The organism is Microcoleus sp. K1-B1, from assembly GCF_036704705.1.
Taxonomy (GTDB): domain Bacteria; phylum Cyanobacteriota; class Cyanobacteriia; order Cyanobacteriales; family Microcoleaceae; genus Microcoleus.
Window position 1 is genome coordinate 1 of record NZ_JAUBSH010000137.1, and the last position, 13,965, is coordinate 13,965.

14 protein-coding genes are annotated in these 13,965 nt (G+C 45.7%); 5 read left to right on the forward strand and 9 right to left on the reverse strand.

Annotated features, from left to right (window positions below; all coding sequences use genetic code 11):
- Nucleotides 1-138 precede the first annotated feature (138 nt).
- From QUA83_RS28685 to QUA83_RS28715, 7 genes are all read right to left on the reverse strand, one after another.
- Entirely contained in the window at nucleotides 139-606 is a 468-nt protein-coding gene (locus tag QUA83_RS28685) for a type II toxin-antitoxin system VapC family toxin (protein ID WP_333297525.1), read from the reverse strand.
- Nucleotides 600-905, reverse strand: coding sequence for an antitoxin family protein (locus QUA83_RS28690; RefSeq protein ID WP_333297526.1), 306 nt, complete (start codon nucleotides 903-905; stop codon nucleotides 600-602). Before QUA83_RS28690 ends, QUA83_RS28685 begins: the two co-directional genes overlap by 7 nt.
- A gap of 46 nt (nucleotides 906-951) precedes the next feature.
- Nucleotides 952-1,752, reverse strand: a complete 801-nt coding sequence (locus tag QUA83_RS28695; RefSeq protein WP_333297528.1) for a class I SAM-dependent methyltransferase — start codon at nucleotides 1,750-1,752, stop codon at nucleotides 952-954.
- Nucleotides 1,753-1,900: 148 nt separating this feature from the next.
- Complete coding sequence (locus QUA83_RS28700; protein WP_333297530.1) at nucleotides 1,901-3,541, reverse strand: 2-isopropylmalate synthase; 1,641 nt, start codon at nucleotides 3,539-3,541, stop codon at nucleotides 1,901-1,903.
- Nucleotides 3,542-3,863: 322 nt separating this feature from the next.
- Nucleotides 3,864-4,385, reverse strand: a complete 522-nt coding sequence (locus QUA83_RS28705; protein ID WP_006633075.1) for a LabA-like NYN domain-containing protein — start codon at nucleotides 4,383-4,385, stop codon at nucleotides 3,864-3,866.
- Between the two features lie 336 nt (nucleotides 4,386-4,721).
- Complete coding sequence (locus QUA83_RS28710; protein ID WP_333038438.1) at nucleotides 4,722-5,372, reverse strand: response regulator transcription factor; 651 nt, start codon at nucleotides 5,370-5,372, stop codon at nucleotides 4,722-4,724.
- A 650-nt stretch (nucleotides 5,373-6,022) separates the two neighbouring features.
- A complete protein-coding gene (locus QUA83_RS28715) occupies nucleotides 6,023-6,448 on the reverse strand; it encodes a ferredoxin (protein ID WP_333297531.1) in 426 nt (141 codons plus the stop codon).
- A gap of 258 nt (nucleotides 6,449-6,706) precedes the next feature.
- On the opposite strand from QUA83_RS28715, the gene groES reads away from it, so the two are divergent.
- Both groES and groL read left to right on the forward strand, forming a co-directional pair.
- A complete protein-coding gene (gene groES, locus QUA83_RS28720; protein WP_006633072.1) occupies nucleotides 6,707-7,018 on the forward strand; it encodes a co-chaperone GroES in 312 nt (103 codons plus the stop codon).
- Between the two features lie 138 nt (nucleotides 7,019-7,156).
- Entirely contained in the window at nucleotides 7,157-8,800 is a 1,644-nt protein-coding gene (gene groL, locus QUA83_RS28725) for a chaperonin GroEL (protein ID WP_015174510.1), read from the forward strand.
- 789 nt (nucleotides 8,801-9,589) lie between these two features.
- On the opposite strand, the gene QUA83_RS28730 is transcribed toward groL, so the two are convergent.
- On the reverse strand, nucleotides 9,590-10,255 hold the full coding sequence (locus QUA83_RS28730) for a TetR/AcrR family transcriptional regulator (RefSeq protein ID WP_333297532.1): 666 nt from the start codon (nucleotides 10,253-10,255) through the stop codon (nucleotides 9,590-9,592).
- 104 nt (nucleotides 10,256-10,359) lie between these two features.
- Here QUA83_RS28730 and QUA83_RS28735 point away from each other — a divergent pair, with 104 nt between their 5' ends.
- The gene (locus QUA83_RS28735; RefSeq protein ID WP_333297534.1) at nucleotides 10,360-11,640 is read left to right on the forward strand and encodes a glycosyltransferase; all 1,281 of its coding nucleotides are present in this window, start codon (nucleotides 10,360-10,362) and stop codon (nucleotides 11,638-11,640) included.
- 216 nt (nucleotides 11,641-11,856) lie between these two features.
- Here QUA83_RS28735 and QUA83_RS28740 read toward each other — a convergent pair whose 3' ends face one another.
- On the reverse strand, nucleotides 11,857-12,978 hold the full coding sequence (locus QUA83_RS28740; protein WP_333297535.1) for an IS630 family transposase: 1,122 nt from the start codon (nucleotides 12,976-12,978) through the stop codon (nucleotides 11,857-11,859).
- Between the two features lie 136 nt (nucleotides 12,979-13,114).
- Between QUA83_RS28740 and QUA83_RS28745 the strand changes: the two genes are divergently transcribed.
- Together QUA83_RS28745 and QUA83_RS28750 are read left to right on the forward strand one after the other, a co-directional pair.
- Nucleotides 13,115-13,645, forward strand: coding sequence for a hypothetical protein (locus QUA83_RS28745; protein WP_333297536.1), 531 nt, complete (start codon nucleotides 13,115-13,117; stop codon nucleotides 13,643-13,645).
- Nucleotides 13,605-13,907, forward strand: coding sequence for a hypothetical protein (locus QUA83_RS28750; protein ID WP_333297537.1), 303 nt, complete (start codon nucleotides 13,605-13,607; stop codon nucleotides 13,905-13,907). Before QUA83_RS28745 ends, QUA83_RS28750 begins: the two co-directional genes overlap by 41 nt.
- Nucleotides 13,908-13,965 lie beyond the last annotated feature (58 nt).

Sequence of the window (13,965 nt, forward strand, 5' to 3'; positions counted from 1 at the left end):
CTGACCTATCTTTTTTTACCACAAGTTGGTCAACACCTCACTCTATCTCGGTTGCGGCGGAGTTGTCACCCCGCCAGAGTCATGACTTTACTCCTCTGATTTTTAGGACGACTACATTCCTGACTACACACCGCTTGATTACGGATAATTATTAGGATTATCAATAGCCAACCCTGCAGACTGAGCAATATCCAGCAATCGATTGTCCGCCGAAACAAAAATTAGTTGAGTTTCTGGCACGGAAACGAGAGTAGATTGAACGCGCAAAGCTGAGGCTAATTGCACAGAATCATAAGCCCGCAGCGGGTTTTGCATCACCAGTGCACCCGCTGTTTCTATCAAAGTGCGATCAACTTCAAGAACTTCATACTGGTTGTCAAAATCCGTGCGAAAATCTCCCATAAGTTGGTCAACCTCATCGACAGATAGACTACCCTCTCGTTGACGGCGTGAAAAAGCGCTGCATACCTCCACCCAAGTAATCTGAGAAATCGCGAGAAAGTAACCTGCTGCAGGAAGAGTAATTGATTGAATCCAATTACTTCCCAATTCAGGCACATACCGTTTAACCAAAGCGCTGGTGTCTAAGAAATAGGCATTTACCACGGGCCGCGATCCTCAATAACGATTTCAGAAAGAGGTTTCCCCACTCTTTCCTTCAGTTTTTCAAACAGTTCGCGCCGCTTTTGTTCTGCGGCTGCATCTAGCTTAAACGGTTTCTTTGGCAAACGCACCAATCCCCGTACATCCATCAACATAATCGCTTTTTCGCGATCGCCCTTAAGTTCTTCCGGCGACACTTCCGCTACAATTGTGATTTCCACAGTTTCCCCATCATTCAATGACAAAGGACTCAGGGGACGGAAAACCCCATTTTCGTATATAGCAGTAATAGTTTCTGGCATAATTAGCCTCTTAATTAAATGCTTTGACTTATTGTACTTCTTTTAATTACTTCGTTGCCACCACAGCCAAATTCCAAGCCAAGCGCTTCATCAAAGGCAACTTCTTCAAAAAGCCATCTAACCCTTCCAACCGAGAGTATTCCGGTTTCAATCTCTCTTGTTCAATGATGATCTTTTTCCAATAACGCTCCTCATTGGGATGCACCTTTTCGATTAAATAAAATCGCAAAAAAATCCACAGCGCCGTCAGCCAAAACGTATCATAAGCCGTCTCCGAAAACAAAGACTTGACAAAATTCACAATATTAATATCCAAAGGAGTTTCATCTTCCGTCCGCACCTCAGTAGCCATTCTACGGTAAACATTAATCACCGGATTGTGCTTCATCGGGTCCCAAAAACAAGCTTTACCCCCAGGCTTCAGGACGCGGTGCATTTCCCGAATTGCCTTTTCAGGTTCCGGCAAATGGTGCAGCAAATTAGAAGCGTAAACAATATCAAAACTATTGTCCGGGAAATCCATAGCCATTGCATTTAGAGTGCAGCCCTCTATTTTGACGCCGTTTTTATCTGCCAATTTCAGAGCAACGTCTACCATGCCCTGAGAATAGTCGGCCGCCACACAATCTGCGCCTTTTTTCGCAAAATAAACGCTATTTTCTCCCGCGCCGCAGCCTAAATCTAACAGGCGTTTGCCTGTAATATCGCCCATTTGCTGGACGATAAATCTATTTTCTGGGGCGGTACAAGCTTCAAAGTAATCATTGACTCGAATGCCGTCAATATCGATTGTGGATGCCCAAGCATCGTGGAATTGCCGCTCTTTTTTTAAAGTTTCTTCTTGCATTTTTTAGGGTTTGTTGTTGCTAAAAAAGATTTTAATTAATTTTTAACCGCAGATGAACGTGGATTAACGCAGATTTATTTAGATATATCTGCTGTTATGTGCGTTCGTCTGCGGTTTGTTTCAAGAAAAATGGCTGACAATAAATTTATCAGCGCTGTGCTTTTGCAACAACTTGATTTGCGATCGGAGTTTGCTGTTCGGAGGATTTTTCAGCACTATGCTGCAATGCCTGATACAGGCGATTTAAAGCGCTGATATATGCTTCTGCGGAGGCTACGATAATGTCGGTATTTGCTGAGTGACCGGAAAATACTTTGCCTTCGTGGCGCAAGCGAATTGTTACTTCCCCGATCGCATCTATGCCCGCTGTTACCGATTGTACAGAAAACTCGATCAACTCGTTCGGTACGTTTACCACCCGGTTAATTGCCCTGTAAATCGCATCCACAGGCCCAGTGCCGATCGCAGCATCGGTCAATTCTTCGCCCGCCGGATTCCGCACAGTGACAGTTGCTGTCGGGCGAGATTTGTCCCCGCAGGAAACTTGCACCAATTCTAACCGGAAAAGTTCCGGTGCTTGGTGCACTTCGTTATTGGCGATCGCCTCTAAATCCCAATCAGTAATCTCTTTTTTCTTGTCCGCTAAATCTTTGAACTTGACAAAAGCCTTATTTAGCTCATCGTCGGCCATTTGAAAACCCAACTCTTTCAAGCGAGTCTGGAAAGCGTGGCGCCCCGACAATTTGCCCAAGACGATTTGATTTTCCGTCAAGCCGATCGACTCAGCGTCCATAATCTCGTATGTCCGCTTATTTTTCAGCACTCCGTCTTGGTGAATTCCCGACTCGTGAGCAAAAGCATTTGCCCCGACAATCGCCTTATTTGGCTGCACCAACATCCCCGTCAAATTGGAAACCAAGCGCGAGGTTTTGTAAATTTGGCGCGAGTCAATATTTGTCAGCGGTTCCTCAGAATCCGCAGCCCTGCCTAAGAACGGATTATAATATTGGCGCCGCACATAAAGCGCCATTACCAACTCTTCCAGAGCTGCATTTCCCGCCCGTTCCCCAATCCCGTTAATCGTGCATTCTAACTGTCTGGCGCCATTTTTCACAGCTTCCAAAAAGTTAGCAACAGCCAATCCTAAGTCATTGTGACCGTGAACCGAAATAATTGCGCGATCGATATTCGGCACATTTTCCTTAATTCCGCGAATCAAAGCCCCAAATTCGCTCGGAGTCGTGTAGCCGACAGTATCGGGAATATTAACAGTAGTCGCACCGGCTGCGATCGCTCGTTCTAGAACCTGATACAAAAACTCCGGTTCCGATCGACAAGCATCTTCCGGCGAAAACTCCACATCATCCACAAAAGACTTAGCGTAAGCCACCATTTCCGGCACAATTTCCAGAACCTCAGCCCGCGTCTTTTTCAGCTTATACTCCAAGTGAATATCAGACGTAGCCAGAAACGTATGAATTCGCGCATTTACTGCGGGTTTGAGAGCCTCGGCTGCTGTTTTAATATCCTCCTTTCTCGCCCTCGCTAAACCGCAAATAGTCGGCCCATTTTCTGTGCCAACCGCTCGGGCTATTTTTTGGACTGCCTCAAAATCTCCCGTGCTGGTGAAAGGGAAACCCGCTTCAATCACATCCACGCCCAATCTCGCTAACTGGCGAGCGATCGTCAGCTTTTCATCCACATTTAGAGATGCACCCGGAGATTGTTCTCCGTCCCGCAAAGTCGTATCGAAAATAATAATCCGGTCTTGACTTGGTTGAGTTTTCATAGCTCTACAAAAGTGTTTTCCTGATTTTTACTTGTCCGTTTTTCTGGATTTTTAGCCTCCAGTCAGTCGATTTTAGATTTTAGATTTTAGATTTTAGATTTACTCCACAGATGAATCTGGGAACTTGAACCTTAGTCTAAAATTTTGGGCTACTGGCGGCTCCTATCGGAAAGCAAGTATGCGTTTTTGGGCGGGGGCACCAGTCCCGTGTTTCGCGCCAATAACGAATAATTAATAACCCATAACCCATAAGTGCTGACTAATAACTACTGACTAATGACTAATAACTACTAACTACTGACTAATGACTAATAACTACTGACTAATAATCCATCTTCTCGATATGTTCCCTAATTTCATTTAGGTCTATATACCTATCTGTAGCATTTCGTAACTCTCTAGCAATCATTCCTTCGGTTGATACCACAGTAATATGAGTATTTTTTGATCGCAGCAGCTCGATCGCCCTCTCAAAATCCCCATCCCCGCTAAACAGCACAACTTGGTCGTATTGATCCACGGTATTAAACATATCAACCACAATTTCTATGTCTAAATTAGCCTTTTGAGAATATCTGCCCGAAGCATCGTCGTAATATTCCTTAAGAATTTTAGTGCGAACCGTGTAACCTAGACTTATCAAAGCATCTCGAAATCCCCTTTGATCTTGGGGGTCTTTTAGACCTGTGTACCAGAAAGCATTGATCAAGATGACATTCGGCTGCGAAGTTTTGAAATATTCGAGCACCCTGCGAGGATCAAAAAACCAACCGTTCTTTTGTTGAGCGTAGAACATATTGTTCCCGTCCACAAAAATAGAAAGGCGGTTCATTAAGTTTGTCATAGAAACTTAGACCTAATAATTGTAGAAAGAAGTTAATCTAAATATCACATTTTAGCAACATGGAGCTAACTGAGGCAATAGATTAGACTTCAGAAAACTCCATCTCCCCAGTATTTCATATTTTCGGCTCTACCGCCAGAGGGTTCTTTTAACCCTGCTTGCATTTGAGCGAGGGGCCCTCACAAACTATACGCCTACTAACTCAATACAGGCTGCCGTGTCAAGGTTAATGGCGCCTTCAAACTACCGCCGCAGGGCCGTACCGCCAAGCAGGCATACCGAAGCGCATAGCAGTAGATTTTGCTCCCCTGATTTCATAGCGCAGACTACCTCCGCTCAAGCCTTTTTGCTTTCAAGAGCCCAGCGAGCTAACTCTGTCCGGTTGTGCAGACCTGTTTTGCCGAGCATATTGCTGACGTGGCTTTCGATAGTCCGCTGGCTGACATTCATCACGTCTGCGATCTGGCGGTTGGCCATACCCTGCGCTAGCAACTGTACCACCTTTAACTCAGTGGGAGTCAATTCGACATTGCGACGCGCCTTAATTTTTGGGCCACTCTCCATACCGGGATTTGAGTGGCGAATCAAGCGGGATGCTGCTTTCAGAGAAGATTCCACTTGGGCTACCAGTTCTTCTGGTTCAAAAGGCTTGACTATATAAACGTCAGCCCCAGTGCTCAAGCCTTTTACTCGGTCTGAACTTTGACCTTTTGCGGACAAGAAAAGAACCGGAATCCAGCTCGTGCGAGGGTCTTCTCTGATGTGTTTGACTAAAGTGTAGCCGTCCATTTCCGGCATCATCACGTCGCAGATAATCAAGTCGGGAACTTCTTGTTCTAGTTTTTCTAGAGCGTCTCTGCCGTTTTCTGCTGTAATGACGTTGTAACCCCGAAACTCCAAGTAGTCCTTGACCAGCAAGATCAAATTGGGGTCGTCGTCAACCAGCATCAGCCGTTTTTGTTCTCCTGAATTATTGTCCTTTGTCATGTTTATTCCCGCTAAAGTATCCCGCACACTTCCTTGTTTTCACTTCTGTTTTTTCGGTCAGTCCCCCGCCACCCGGCTGGGAGTGGAGGACGACGATCGACTGAAGGGATGGCGGTGAGGGAAAGCGGGGCGGGTATTACCGCTTTCCAACCTATAATCGACGGCTGTTTGTAAGTGTCTTACGACCTGCAACGCAGCCCAAACCTGTAATGGACGATCGCCCTGTCAAGATCAGCCTTGATTGATTGGAGATGCCCTAACAGAGCGCAAGTTAAATATCTTTAATCTCGATGGTTCAATTTCAGGTTAATGCCCCGGTTTTAAATGATACTTCTGATATAGAGAAATTTAAGCAGACTCCCTACTTACGTATTTAACTGTTTCTAGTGTAGTTTGGCAACCTGCTTAGTGTCTGCCACTGAGAAATTTTTGCACAAAATTTCACAGTTCCTCCGATCGATTTTTTTTACTGTACCTTTTGAGAAACACCAGGAACACGGGAAGCCGCACAAGGAACACAAGAACCTAACTACAGTTTTATGGAGCTGTAGCAGGTGCGATCGCCCGGACGCCAAACTGTCTCAAATTCTCACCCTTAACCTTAAATTTAACACTTTACCTATAACTCTGTACTTTAAACAGCGCTACACTTAAATGTTTGGCTGGGCCTCCGCAGGCACTGGCAAAGGATGAGTCAAGAAAGCGTATTCTTGAACGACCTTTGAGTTTAGGAGATGTTCCTGAATAATTCTCTCAATGACGGGTGGAGTAACGTCGCGATACCACACTCCGTCTGGATAGACTACCATAATCGGGCCAGACGCGCACACTCGCAGGCAATTGGCTTTCGTGCGAAAGACGCAGGTTGGTCGAGTGGCACTCGGCTTGTCCAACCCCAATTCTTGCAAGCGTTTTTTTAAGTAATTCCACGCCTCCAGACTGGTTTGCCGATCGCAGCACTTGGGCACGGTTTGGTCGGCACAGATAAAAATATGTCGCTCGATTTGAGCGATTCCCAGGCTTTTGACGCAAGCGCTCAAGCCTTGGCTGCAATATTCCTCGTTATTTTCTGTCATTGTCTTCATCAATCAAAAGTAATTGGTTAGCGCTCTAAAGTCATCACCACAGCCCCCACTCCCCCTTCTCCTTCCCTCCAAATCATGCTCGGTTCGGGAACCCGTACTGACAACTAAGTTGCGATCGCCCCTGACTAAAGCTAAATTAGCACTCAGGAGTCGAGAGTGCTAATATGTCAGTTGTAAGTAGTCCGCTGTTGCTTTCATCGTGACCCCTGACGACTGACTCACGACAATCTGTAATCTGGAGATTTATTTATGGCAGCAGTATCACTGAGTGTTTCTACCGTTAAACCGTTAGGCGAGCGCGTGTTCGTGAAAGTAAGCGCTAGCGAAGAAAAAACCGCCGGCGGCATCCTTCTGCCCGACACAGCTAAGGAAAAGCCCCAAGTAGGCGAAGTCGCGGCCGTGGGCCCCGGCAAGCGCAATGACGACGGCAGCCGCACAGAAATGGAAGTCAAAGTCGGCGACAAAGTTCTCTACTCGAAGTACGCCGGCACCGACATCAAACTCGGCACCGACGAATACGTCTTGCTTGCAGAAAAAGACATTCTGGCGATCGTTAACTAATTAATTATTAGTCATCAGTCCTTAGTCATCAGTCATTAGTTTAAAGCGAACGCCGCCAAACAACTAATGACACGGGACAAATGACTAAAATCCATAATCCCCAATCCAAAATCTCAAACCCTCAAATCCCCAAAAACTATGGCTAAGCGTATCATCTACAACGAAAATGCACGTCGCGCCCTCGAACGCGGTATGGACATTTTGGCCGAAGCAGTGGCCGTAACCCTCGGCCCCAAAGGCCGTAACGTGGTTCTCGAAAAGAAATTCGGAGCTCCTCAGATCGTTAATGACGGTGTTACCATCGCCAAAGAAATCGAACTAGAAGACCACGTAGAAAATACAGGCGTTGCCCTGATCCGTCAAGCAGCTTCCAAAACCAACGACGCAGCAGGCGACGGTACAACAACTGCTACCGTTTTGGCTCACGCAATGGTCAAAGAAGGTCTGCGTAACGTAGCAGCCGGCGCAAATGCGATCGCCCTCAAACGCGGTGTTGACAAAGCAACCACGTTTTTGGTAGAAAAAATTGCCGAACACGCCAAACAAGTAGAAGATTCCAAAGCCATCGCTCAAGTCGGCTCCATCTCTGCTGGTAACGACGATGAAGTCGGCCAAATGATTGCTAACGCAATGGACAAGGTGGGCAAAGAAGGCGTGATTTCCCTGGAAGAAGGGAAGTCTATGACCACCGAATTGGAAATCACCGAAGGGATGCGCTTCGACAAAGGCTACATTTCTCCCTACTTCGTCACCGACACCGAACGGATGGAAGCGATTCTAGAAGAACCCTTCATCTTGCTGACAGACAAGAAAATCGCTTTGGTACAAGATTTAGTACCTGTGCTCGAACAAGTAGCTCGTTCCGGCCGCCCGCTGTTGATCATTGCAGAAGACATTGAGAAAGAAGCTTTAGCTACCCTCGTTGTCAACAAACTGCGCGGTGTGTTGAACGTGACTGCTGTTAAAGCACCCGGTTTTGGCGATCGACGCAAAGCCATGTTAGAAGATATCGCCGTATTGACCGGCGGTCAACTAATCACCGAAGACGCCGGTTTGAAACTGGAAAATACCAAGCTCGACATGATCGGCAAAGCCCGCCGCATCACCATCACCAAAGACAGCACCACAATTGTTGCCGAAGGTAACGAAGCCGCCGTCAAGTCCCGCTGCGAACAAATTCGCCGTCAAATGGACGAAACCGAGTCTTCCTACGACAAAGAGAAGCTGCAAGAACGTTTGGCCAAATTGGCTGGCGGCGTCGCAGTGATCAAAGTCGGCGCGGCTACCGAAACCGAAATGAAGGATCGCAAACTGCGTCTTGAAGATGCGATCAACGCTACCAAAGCTGCTGTAGAAGAAGGAATTGTTCCTGGCGGCGGTACAACTTTGGCTCACCTGACTCCTCAATTGGAAGAGTGGGCTAACAGCAGCCTGAAGGGCGAAGAATTGACCGGTGCTTTGATTGTGGCACGGGCTCTGGCTGCTCCTCTGAAGCGGATTGCTGAAAATGCTGGTTTGAATGGCGCTGTGATTGCTGAGCGCGTCAAAGAAAAGCCGTTCAACGTTGGTTTCAACGCAGCGACAAATGAGTTTGTCGATATGTTTGAAGCTGGTATCGTTGACCCTGCGAAGGTGACTCGTTCTGCTCTGCAAAATGCCGCATCTATTGCTGGTATGGTGCTGACAACCGAGTGCATCGTCGTTGACAAACCTGAACCGAAGGATGGCGCTGCTGCTGCTGGCGCTGGCGGCGGCATGGGCGGCGGCGACTTCGATTACTAATCGATAGTCGATCGTTTGATGGGGCGGGCTTTAGGGCCCGCCTTTTTCATCAGAAAAATGGGTAGAAACCCCGTCCTTTTAGGACGGCTTTACATTTTTGATTGACTACCGCCTTGGGACTGGTTGGCGGGAGTGTGCTTTTGTGTTGCACTTTCAACGGGACAATTACCGCCTCAAACTTCCCAGCCCTGTACGCATAGTATTTTGCACGGGTTGTGCCTCCCATTTCTGGGGTAATGTTAGCTTCGACAATGTTTCGAGAGCTTGTTAGACCTGCAACACTGTAAAGCGTGACCTTAGAACTGTTTAATTGCAGATGACAGAGCAGGGGACTAGCTACGCATCCACAGGGTGTCGTGACTCTCAAAACGTAGGCAATTAAGCCTTAGTCTGGTCAGTATTGCTTGCCAGATTTCTCTTACAAGCCCCGTGTCTTTAGACCGGGGTTACTGACAATGACCTGTCTACTGGTAATGATATCAAGTCGGGTAGCACCGGACTTGATATCATTCCTGTGTTTGGTGCAGGTGGAGCTTACAGCAGATTGCAGGTTTATGAGGTACACGGGGTAATCCCATGCCCCATGCCCTGTTTGGCCCATGCCCCCCGCCCGACTGTACCTCATATTGCTAAAAACTGCTGTATCTATTTTTGGGTGAGCGTCTTACTCTTGTACAAGGAATTGGTATCTTCATCACAATTGGGGCTGTTTCACAAATTTCTCGTCTGCAATCGAGTCACGAGTAAATATAATGCCCCATCACAGTCGAAATCTTTTTGCACTCCATCTTATTCTCCTGGCAATGGTTCTAATGCTTTGAATGCGATCGCCTCTGCATCACCATCAGCAACTCCCAAAGATTTGAGAATTAATTTCGTAATTTGTTGTGGATAATTGGGTTCGCAATGTCCTTCCAGAATGGTACGCATTGCCATAAGTGCTGTTCCTAAAACGAGATCGATCGCGGCTTGTGTACTCTCCACCTGAAACCGTTTCAACCGGATTCCAGCTTCCAAATCTGACATCAAACCTCGCTCGATCGTTTCACTCAAAGGGGCTGCCACTAATCCAATACGAACAATCACCCATCCCCAGGTGGCATCTCTCATCGCTTGATGGAGAAACTGCCGCAGCCCAATCGCCATGCGTTCTGCCGGATCTGCGATCGCTGCGTACTGCGTCCAAATCTTTTGATTCATCACATCACTAAGAGATGCCGCAACTGCCCTCAATACATCCTCGCGAGTCTGAAAGTAGTTGTAAAACGTTCCCCTGGAAACCCCTGCCTCTGCAATGATGTCGTCAATCGTGACCGCATCCGTTTCTTTTCGAGCAAATACCCGATAGGCGGACTCAATCAAATGCGATCGCGTCCGTTCCCGTTTTTCCATACCAATAGAGGCTCGACGAGAAGACTTCATGAAGCCGGCGTTGAACGATACCAAACGTAGCATACCCTACTCTTGACACCTTCATCAAAATGATATTATTGTCAAAATGACACAAACGTCATTTTTTTGTTCACAAGCGTCAGTCCATGAAATAGGAGGCACCCGCGATGCGTATCGCTATCATTGCTTTGGGCAGTCAGGGAGATGTTCAACCTTACATCGCATTAGGGAAAGGGTTAAAAGCATCGGGTTACGATGTTCGCTTACTAACCCATGAGAACTTTGAGGGATTGGTCACTTCTCACGGACTGACGTTTTATCCCATGCAGGGAAATGTGCAAGAATTGATTGAAACGCCAGAAATGCGTGAGCTTGTCGAGAAGGGTAACTTTATTACGATGACTCTGCAGACGGCAAAAGAAACCGAACGAGTGGCAATTCAATGGGCGCAGGCAGGGCTAGAGGCTTGTCGAGGGATGGATTTACTTATCGCGGGTGTGGGAGGGCTTTATCTTGCTCTGTCCTTTGCCCAGAAGCTAGAAATTCCCCTGCTGCCAGCCTTTGTGTTTCCCTTTACGCCAACCAAAGCATTTCCGGGGATTTTGTTTCCTCAGTCCATTGATCGCTTTGGCGGGACTGTAAACTGGTTATCGCATCAAGTTCTCAGACAAATCATCTGGCAAGGCTCTCGTTCTGGCGATACCGCTGCCCGTAAGCAAGTGTTGAATTTACCGACATCTTCCTTTTTCGGCCCTCATCAGTCTCCCTATCTGCATCGTTTGCCAACACTCTATGGTTTCAGCCCTTCTGTAATTGCTAAACCGTTGGATTGGCAGAATGCCCATGTCACAGGCTACTGGTTTTTGGATGCCGCATCCGATTGGACTCCCCCTTCAGATCTGGAGAACTTTTTACAAGCGGGTTCGCCTCCAGTGTATATCGGCTTCGGCAGTATGGGCAATCGCAATCCTGAAGAAACCGCCGATCTCGTTTTGCAAGCTCTCGACAAAACTGGGCAACGGGCGATTCTGTCGGCTGGCTGGAGTGGAATGCGAACAGAAAACCTGCCGGACAACGCTTTTCTAGTCAATTCGATTCCCCATGCGTGGCTATTTCCGCGAGTTGCGGCAGTGGTACATCATGGAGGAGCAGGCACAACAGCCGCAGGACTTCGGGCAGGTGTTCCAACAATTATTATTCCGTTTTTTGGCGATCAAGGCTTTTGGGGGCAACGGGTTGTAGACTTAGGGGTGGGAACAGCCCCGATCCCCCGCAAACAGCTTACGGTTGAACGGTTGGCAGAAGCGATTCAAACGACTGTGGGCGATCGCACGATGCAACAACGAGCAGCAGAGTTAGGAGCAAAGATCCGAACTGAAGATGGAGTTGCAAATGCAATAGCAATTATCCAAAAACTCGAAACGGTAGTCACTACAGCCCAGGTCTAAGAATCTTTTCGGCTAACTTAGGAAGCCATCGCTGAAGCATTAACAGTAGCTTTACTTTTCCAATGGGTATTTCATAATGGTGCTGTAATTTAGGGTTATATAGCAATCCGATCAGAGTCTCACAACACAACGCCCTCTTGTCTTCCTAGACTTGTTGTATAGCAAGACTTTCAAAATTTACAGATCTAGAAAATCACTTAGGATTGCTATAAGCTGCTACGCAGCTAAACCGGATAAAATAGCATTGCCTTTATTTTTGATTTTTCGCTCCCATTTAATAACCATTTCTCCTTCATTTAATAATCTATGTAGTAATTCTGACAATTCTTCTACTGACTTAAACAGTCGATGTGCTATATATTCTTTCGCTGAATGCCAGACTAATTCAATCAAATTATAATCGGGGCTGTAAGGTGGCAAAAATTCTAAAATAATATGAGGCATTTCGGCTGAAATTTGGCTCAGAATATCTTTCTTTTTATGAAAACTAGCATTGTCTAAAATAATGACAATCTTCATTCCAGATTCGGCAAATTTTTCAGCTTGATTACCCAGTTCTCTCCATTCTTGAACTATCGAATCATTTAAGGCATTAATTTGCTCGTAAAAGGTATTCGAGTCTCCTCTTTTTATCACAATATTTAACCTTTTTTTGTCATGATATCTCAACCCACCCATGATATTTACTCTGCCTCTTTTCCTTTGACCTGTGATTTTTTTTCGACTGCCTTTTTTACCCCAACTTTTTCTTCTTATCACTCGTAAACTGAATCCACTTTCATCCCAAAACCATACCTGTAAAAGCTCTGGCGTTTCTTTTGTTATTCTTAAATACTCCGATAGCTTCTGTTTAAATACTTCTCTTTCAAGGGGATTTTGTTTGTCCTCTAAACTATATTTAGCCCAAATATAAACGTACTTTTTTTTATGTAGTATCCTGGATATCTGGGAGCCACTCAATTTAATTCCTGTGACTTTTTCTAAATATGTTGCTAGTCTGGCTGCCGTCCATCTCCCAAATTCATATCCATATTCTGCCGGATATTTATCAATTGTATCTATCAATACTTTTTCATACTCTGGAGTGACTTTGCGAAAATTTCCTGGGCTTCTTTTATCTAAAAAACTCTCCAAATTATCTGGGTCGCCATGAACTGACCAATAAGCTACCGTTGTGTAAGCAATCTCCATAAATTCACTGACTTCTCGATAAGTTTTTCCGTCATTTATTAGCAATAAGATTAGAACTTTTTCCCTCACATAATTATCATCAGACTCTTTTAAGAGTTTAATGAGTCTCTGTTTTTGATTTTGAGATAGATGGTTTTTGGCTGGCATACATTCTAACTAATGATCGCTTATCTTATATTTCTATTATACAATCTAGCTGCGTATCAGCTTATCAAGTCCGGTAGCACCGGACTTGATATAACCCTAAATTTTTTTTATAGCCTGACTGATATACTAAGAATGATTGAGTATCCCTAAAGCGATCGCATCGCAAGAGGTCAGGCAAATGTCAGCCACCATCACAATTAGCCCCAGCGAAATTCGGCAGATATTTCAGCCACGCACGTCCAGCGCTTCAAGGTTTTGGGAACTGGCTGAAAAAGCAAACAATTTAGCTGTAATAATTGAAGACCGTTGGGAAAAAATTCCTGCTGAAACGCAAGAATTACTCAAAGCTTTTGTCTATGCTTTCATTGAACCCCCTCAAGGAATTAAAGAGAAGTTGCTTAAATTTGTGGGGCTTTTTTCTTGGGCTATCGCTTTACCTTGGATTGTACTTAAAGGTGAACTAGATAGTTTTGTAGCTTATATTAACTCCTTTAATAGACTTATTAATGCGATTTTGAGTGGAGTAGAACGGGAAGATAGTGCTTATCAAAAAGCACTATCCGAAGCCCTGGAGGAAACTTTTGTCGGGTTGGAAACTAGCGATGCGATGACGGCGGAGGAGGTCTGTGAACAGATCAGAGCAATTTCATATCAAGCTCTCGAATAACTTTGAGAGAACTCAGCAAAAGCTGATCCGCGATCGCTATCGTAAAAATCAGGCAGAATTAGTAAAATTTCTCGAATTAATCCAAAAATTTATCAAATTTTTGAGTATTGACCCCCGTCCCCGTCCACCGTTGGGACATTTAGAGCCTTGGCCTCAAGGCTCTAGCCGTGATGGATTAGAATTGTGGAAGCTGGAGTTTAAAATGCTTCAGCTTCGCGGAGCCGCTGAACAAGGGCGACTTATATATAGCGATCGCAAATGAATTGTAAATCACAAATCATGTATAATAATGAGGACGTAAATCTCAGTAGGAGTTGAGA

Excerpts from the sequence above, each read along its gene's own strand:
- QUA83_RS28705 (WP_006633075.1), bottom strand. The coding sequence starts at position 4,385 with ATGACAAACTTAATGAACCGCCTTTCTATTTTTGTGGACGGGAACAAT.
- QUA83_RS28730 (WP_333297532.1), bottom strand. The coding sequence starts at position 10,255 with ATGCTACGTTTGGTATCGTTCAACGCCGGCTTCATGAAGTCTTCTCGT.
- QUA83_RS28740 (WP_333297535.1), bottom strand. The coding sequence starts at position 12,978 with ATGCCAGCCAAAAACCATCTATCTCAAAATCAAAAACAGAGACTCATT.
- QUA83_RS28710 (WP_333038438.1), bottom strand. The coding sequence starts at position 5,372 with ATGACAAAGGACAATAATTCAGGAGAACAAAAACGGCTGATGCTGGTT.
- QUA83_RS28690 (WP_333297526.1), bottom strand. The coding sequence starts at position 905 with ATGCCAGAAACTATTACTGCTATATACGAAAATGGGGTTTTCCGTCCC.
- QUA83_RS28700 (WP_333297530.1), bottom strand. The coding sequence starts at position 3,541 with ATGAAAACTCAACCAAGTCAAGACCGGATTATTATTTTCGATACGACT.
- QUA83_RS28695 (WP_333297528.1), bottom strand. The coding sequence starts at position 1,752 with ATGCAAGAAGAAACTTTAAAAAAAGAGCGGCAATTCCACGATGCTTGG.
- QUA83_RS28735 (WP_333297534.1), top strand. The coding sequence starts at position 10,360 with ATGCGTATCGCTATCATTGCTTTGGGCAGTCAGGGAGATGTTCAACCT.
- groES (WP_006633072.1), top strand. The coding sequence starts at position 6,707 with ATGGCAGCAGTATCACTGAGTGTTTCTACCGTTAAACCGTTAGGCGAG.
- QUA83_RS28715 (WP_333297531.1), bottom strand. The coding sequence starts at position 6,448 with ATGACAGAAAATAACGAGGAATATTGCAGCCAAGGCTTGAGCGCTTGC.
- groL (WP_015174510.1), top strand. The coding sequence starts at position 7,157 with ATGGCTAAGCGTATCATCTACAACGAAAATGCACGTCGCGCCCTCGAA.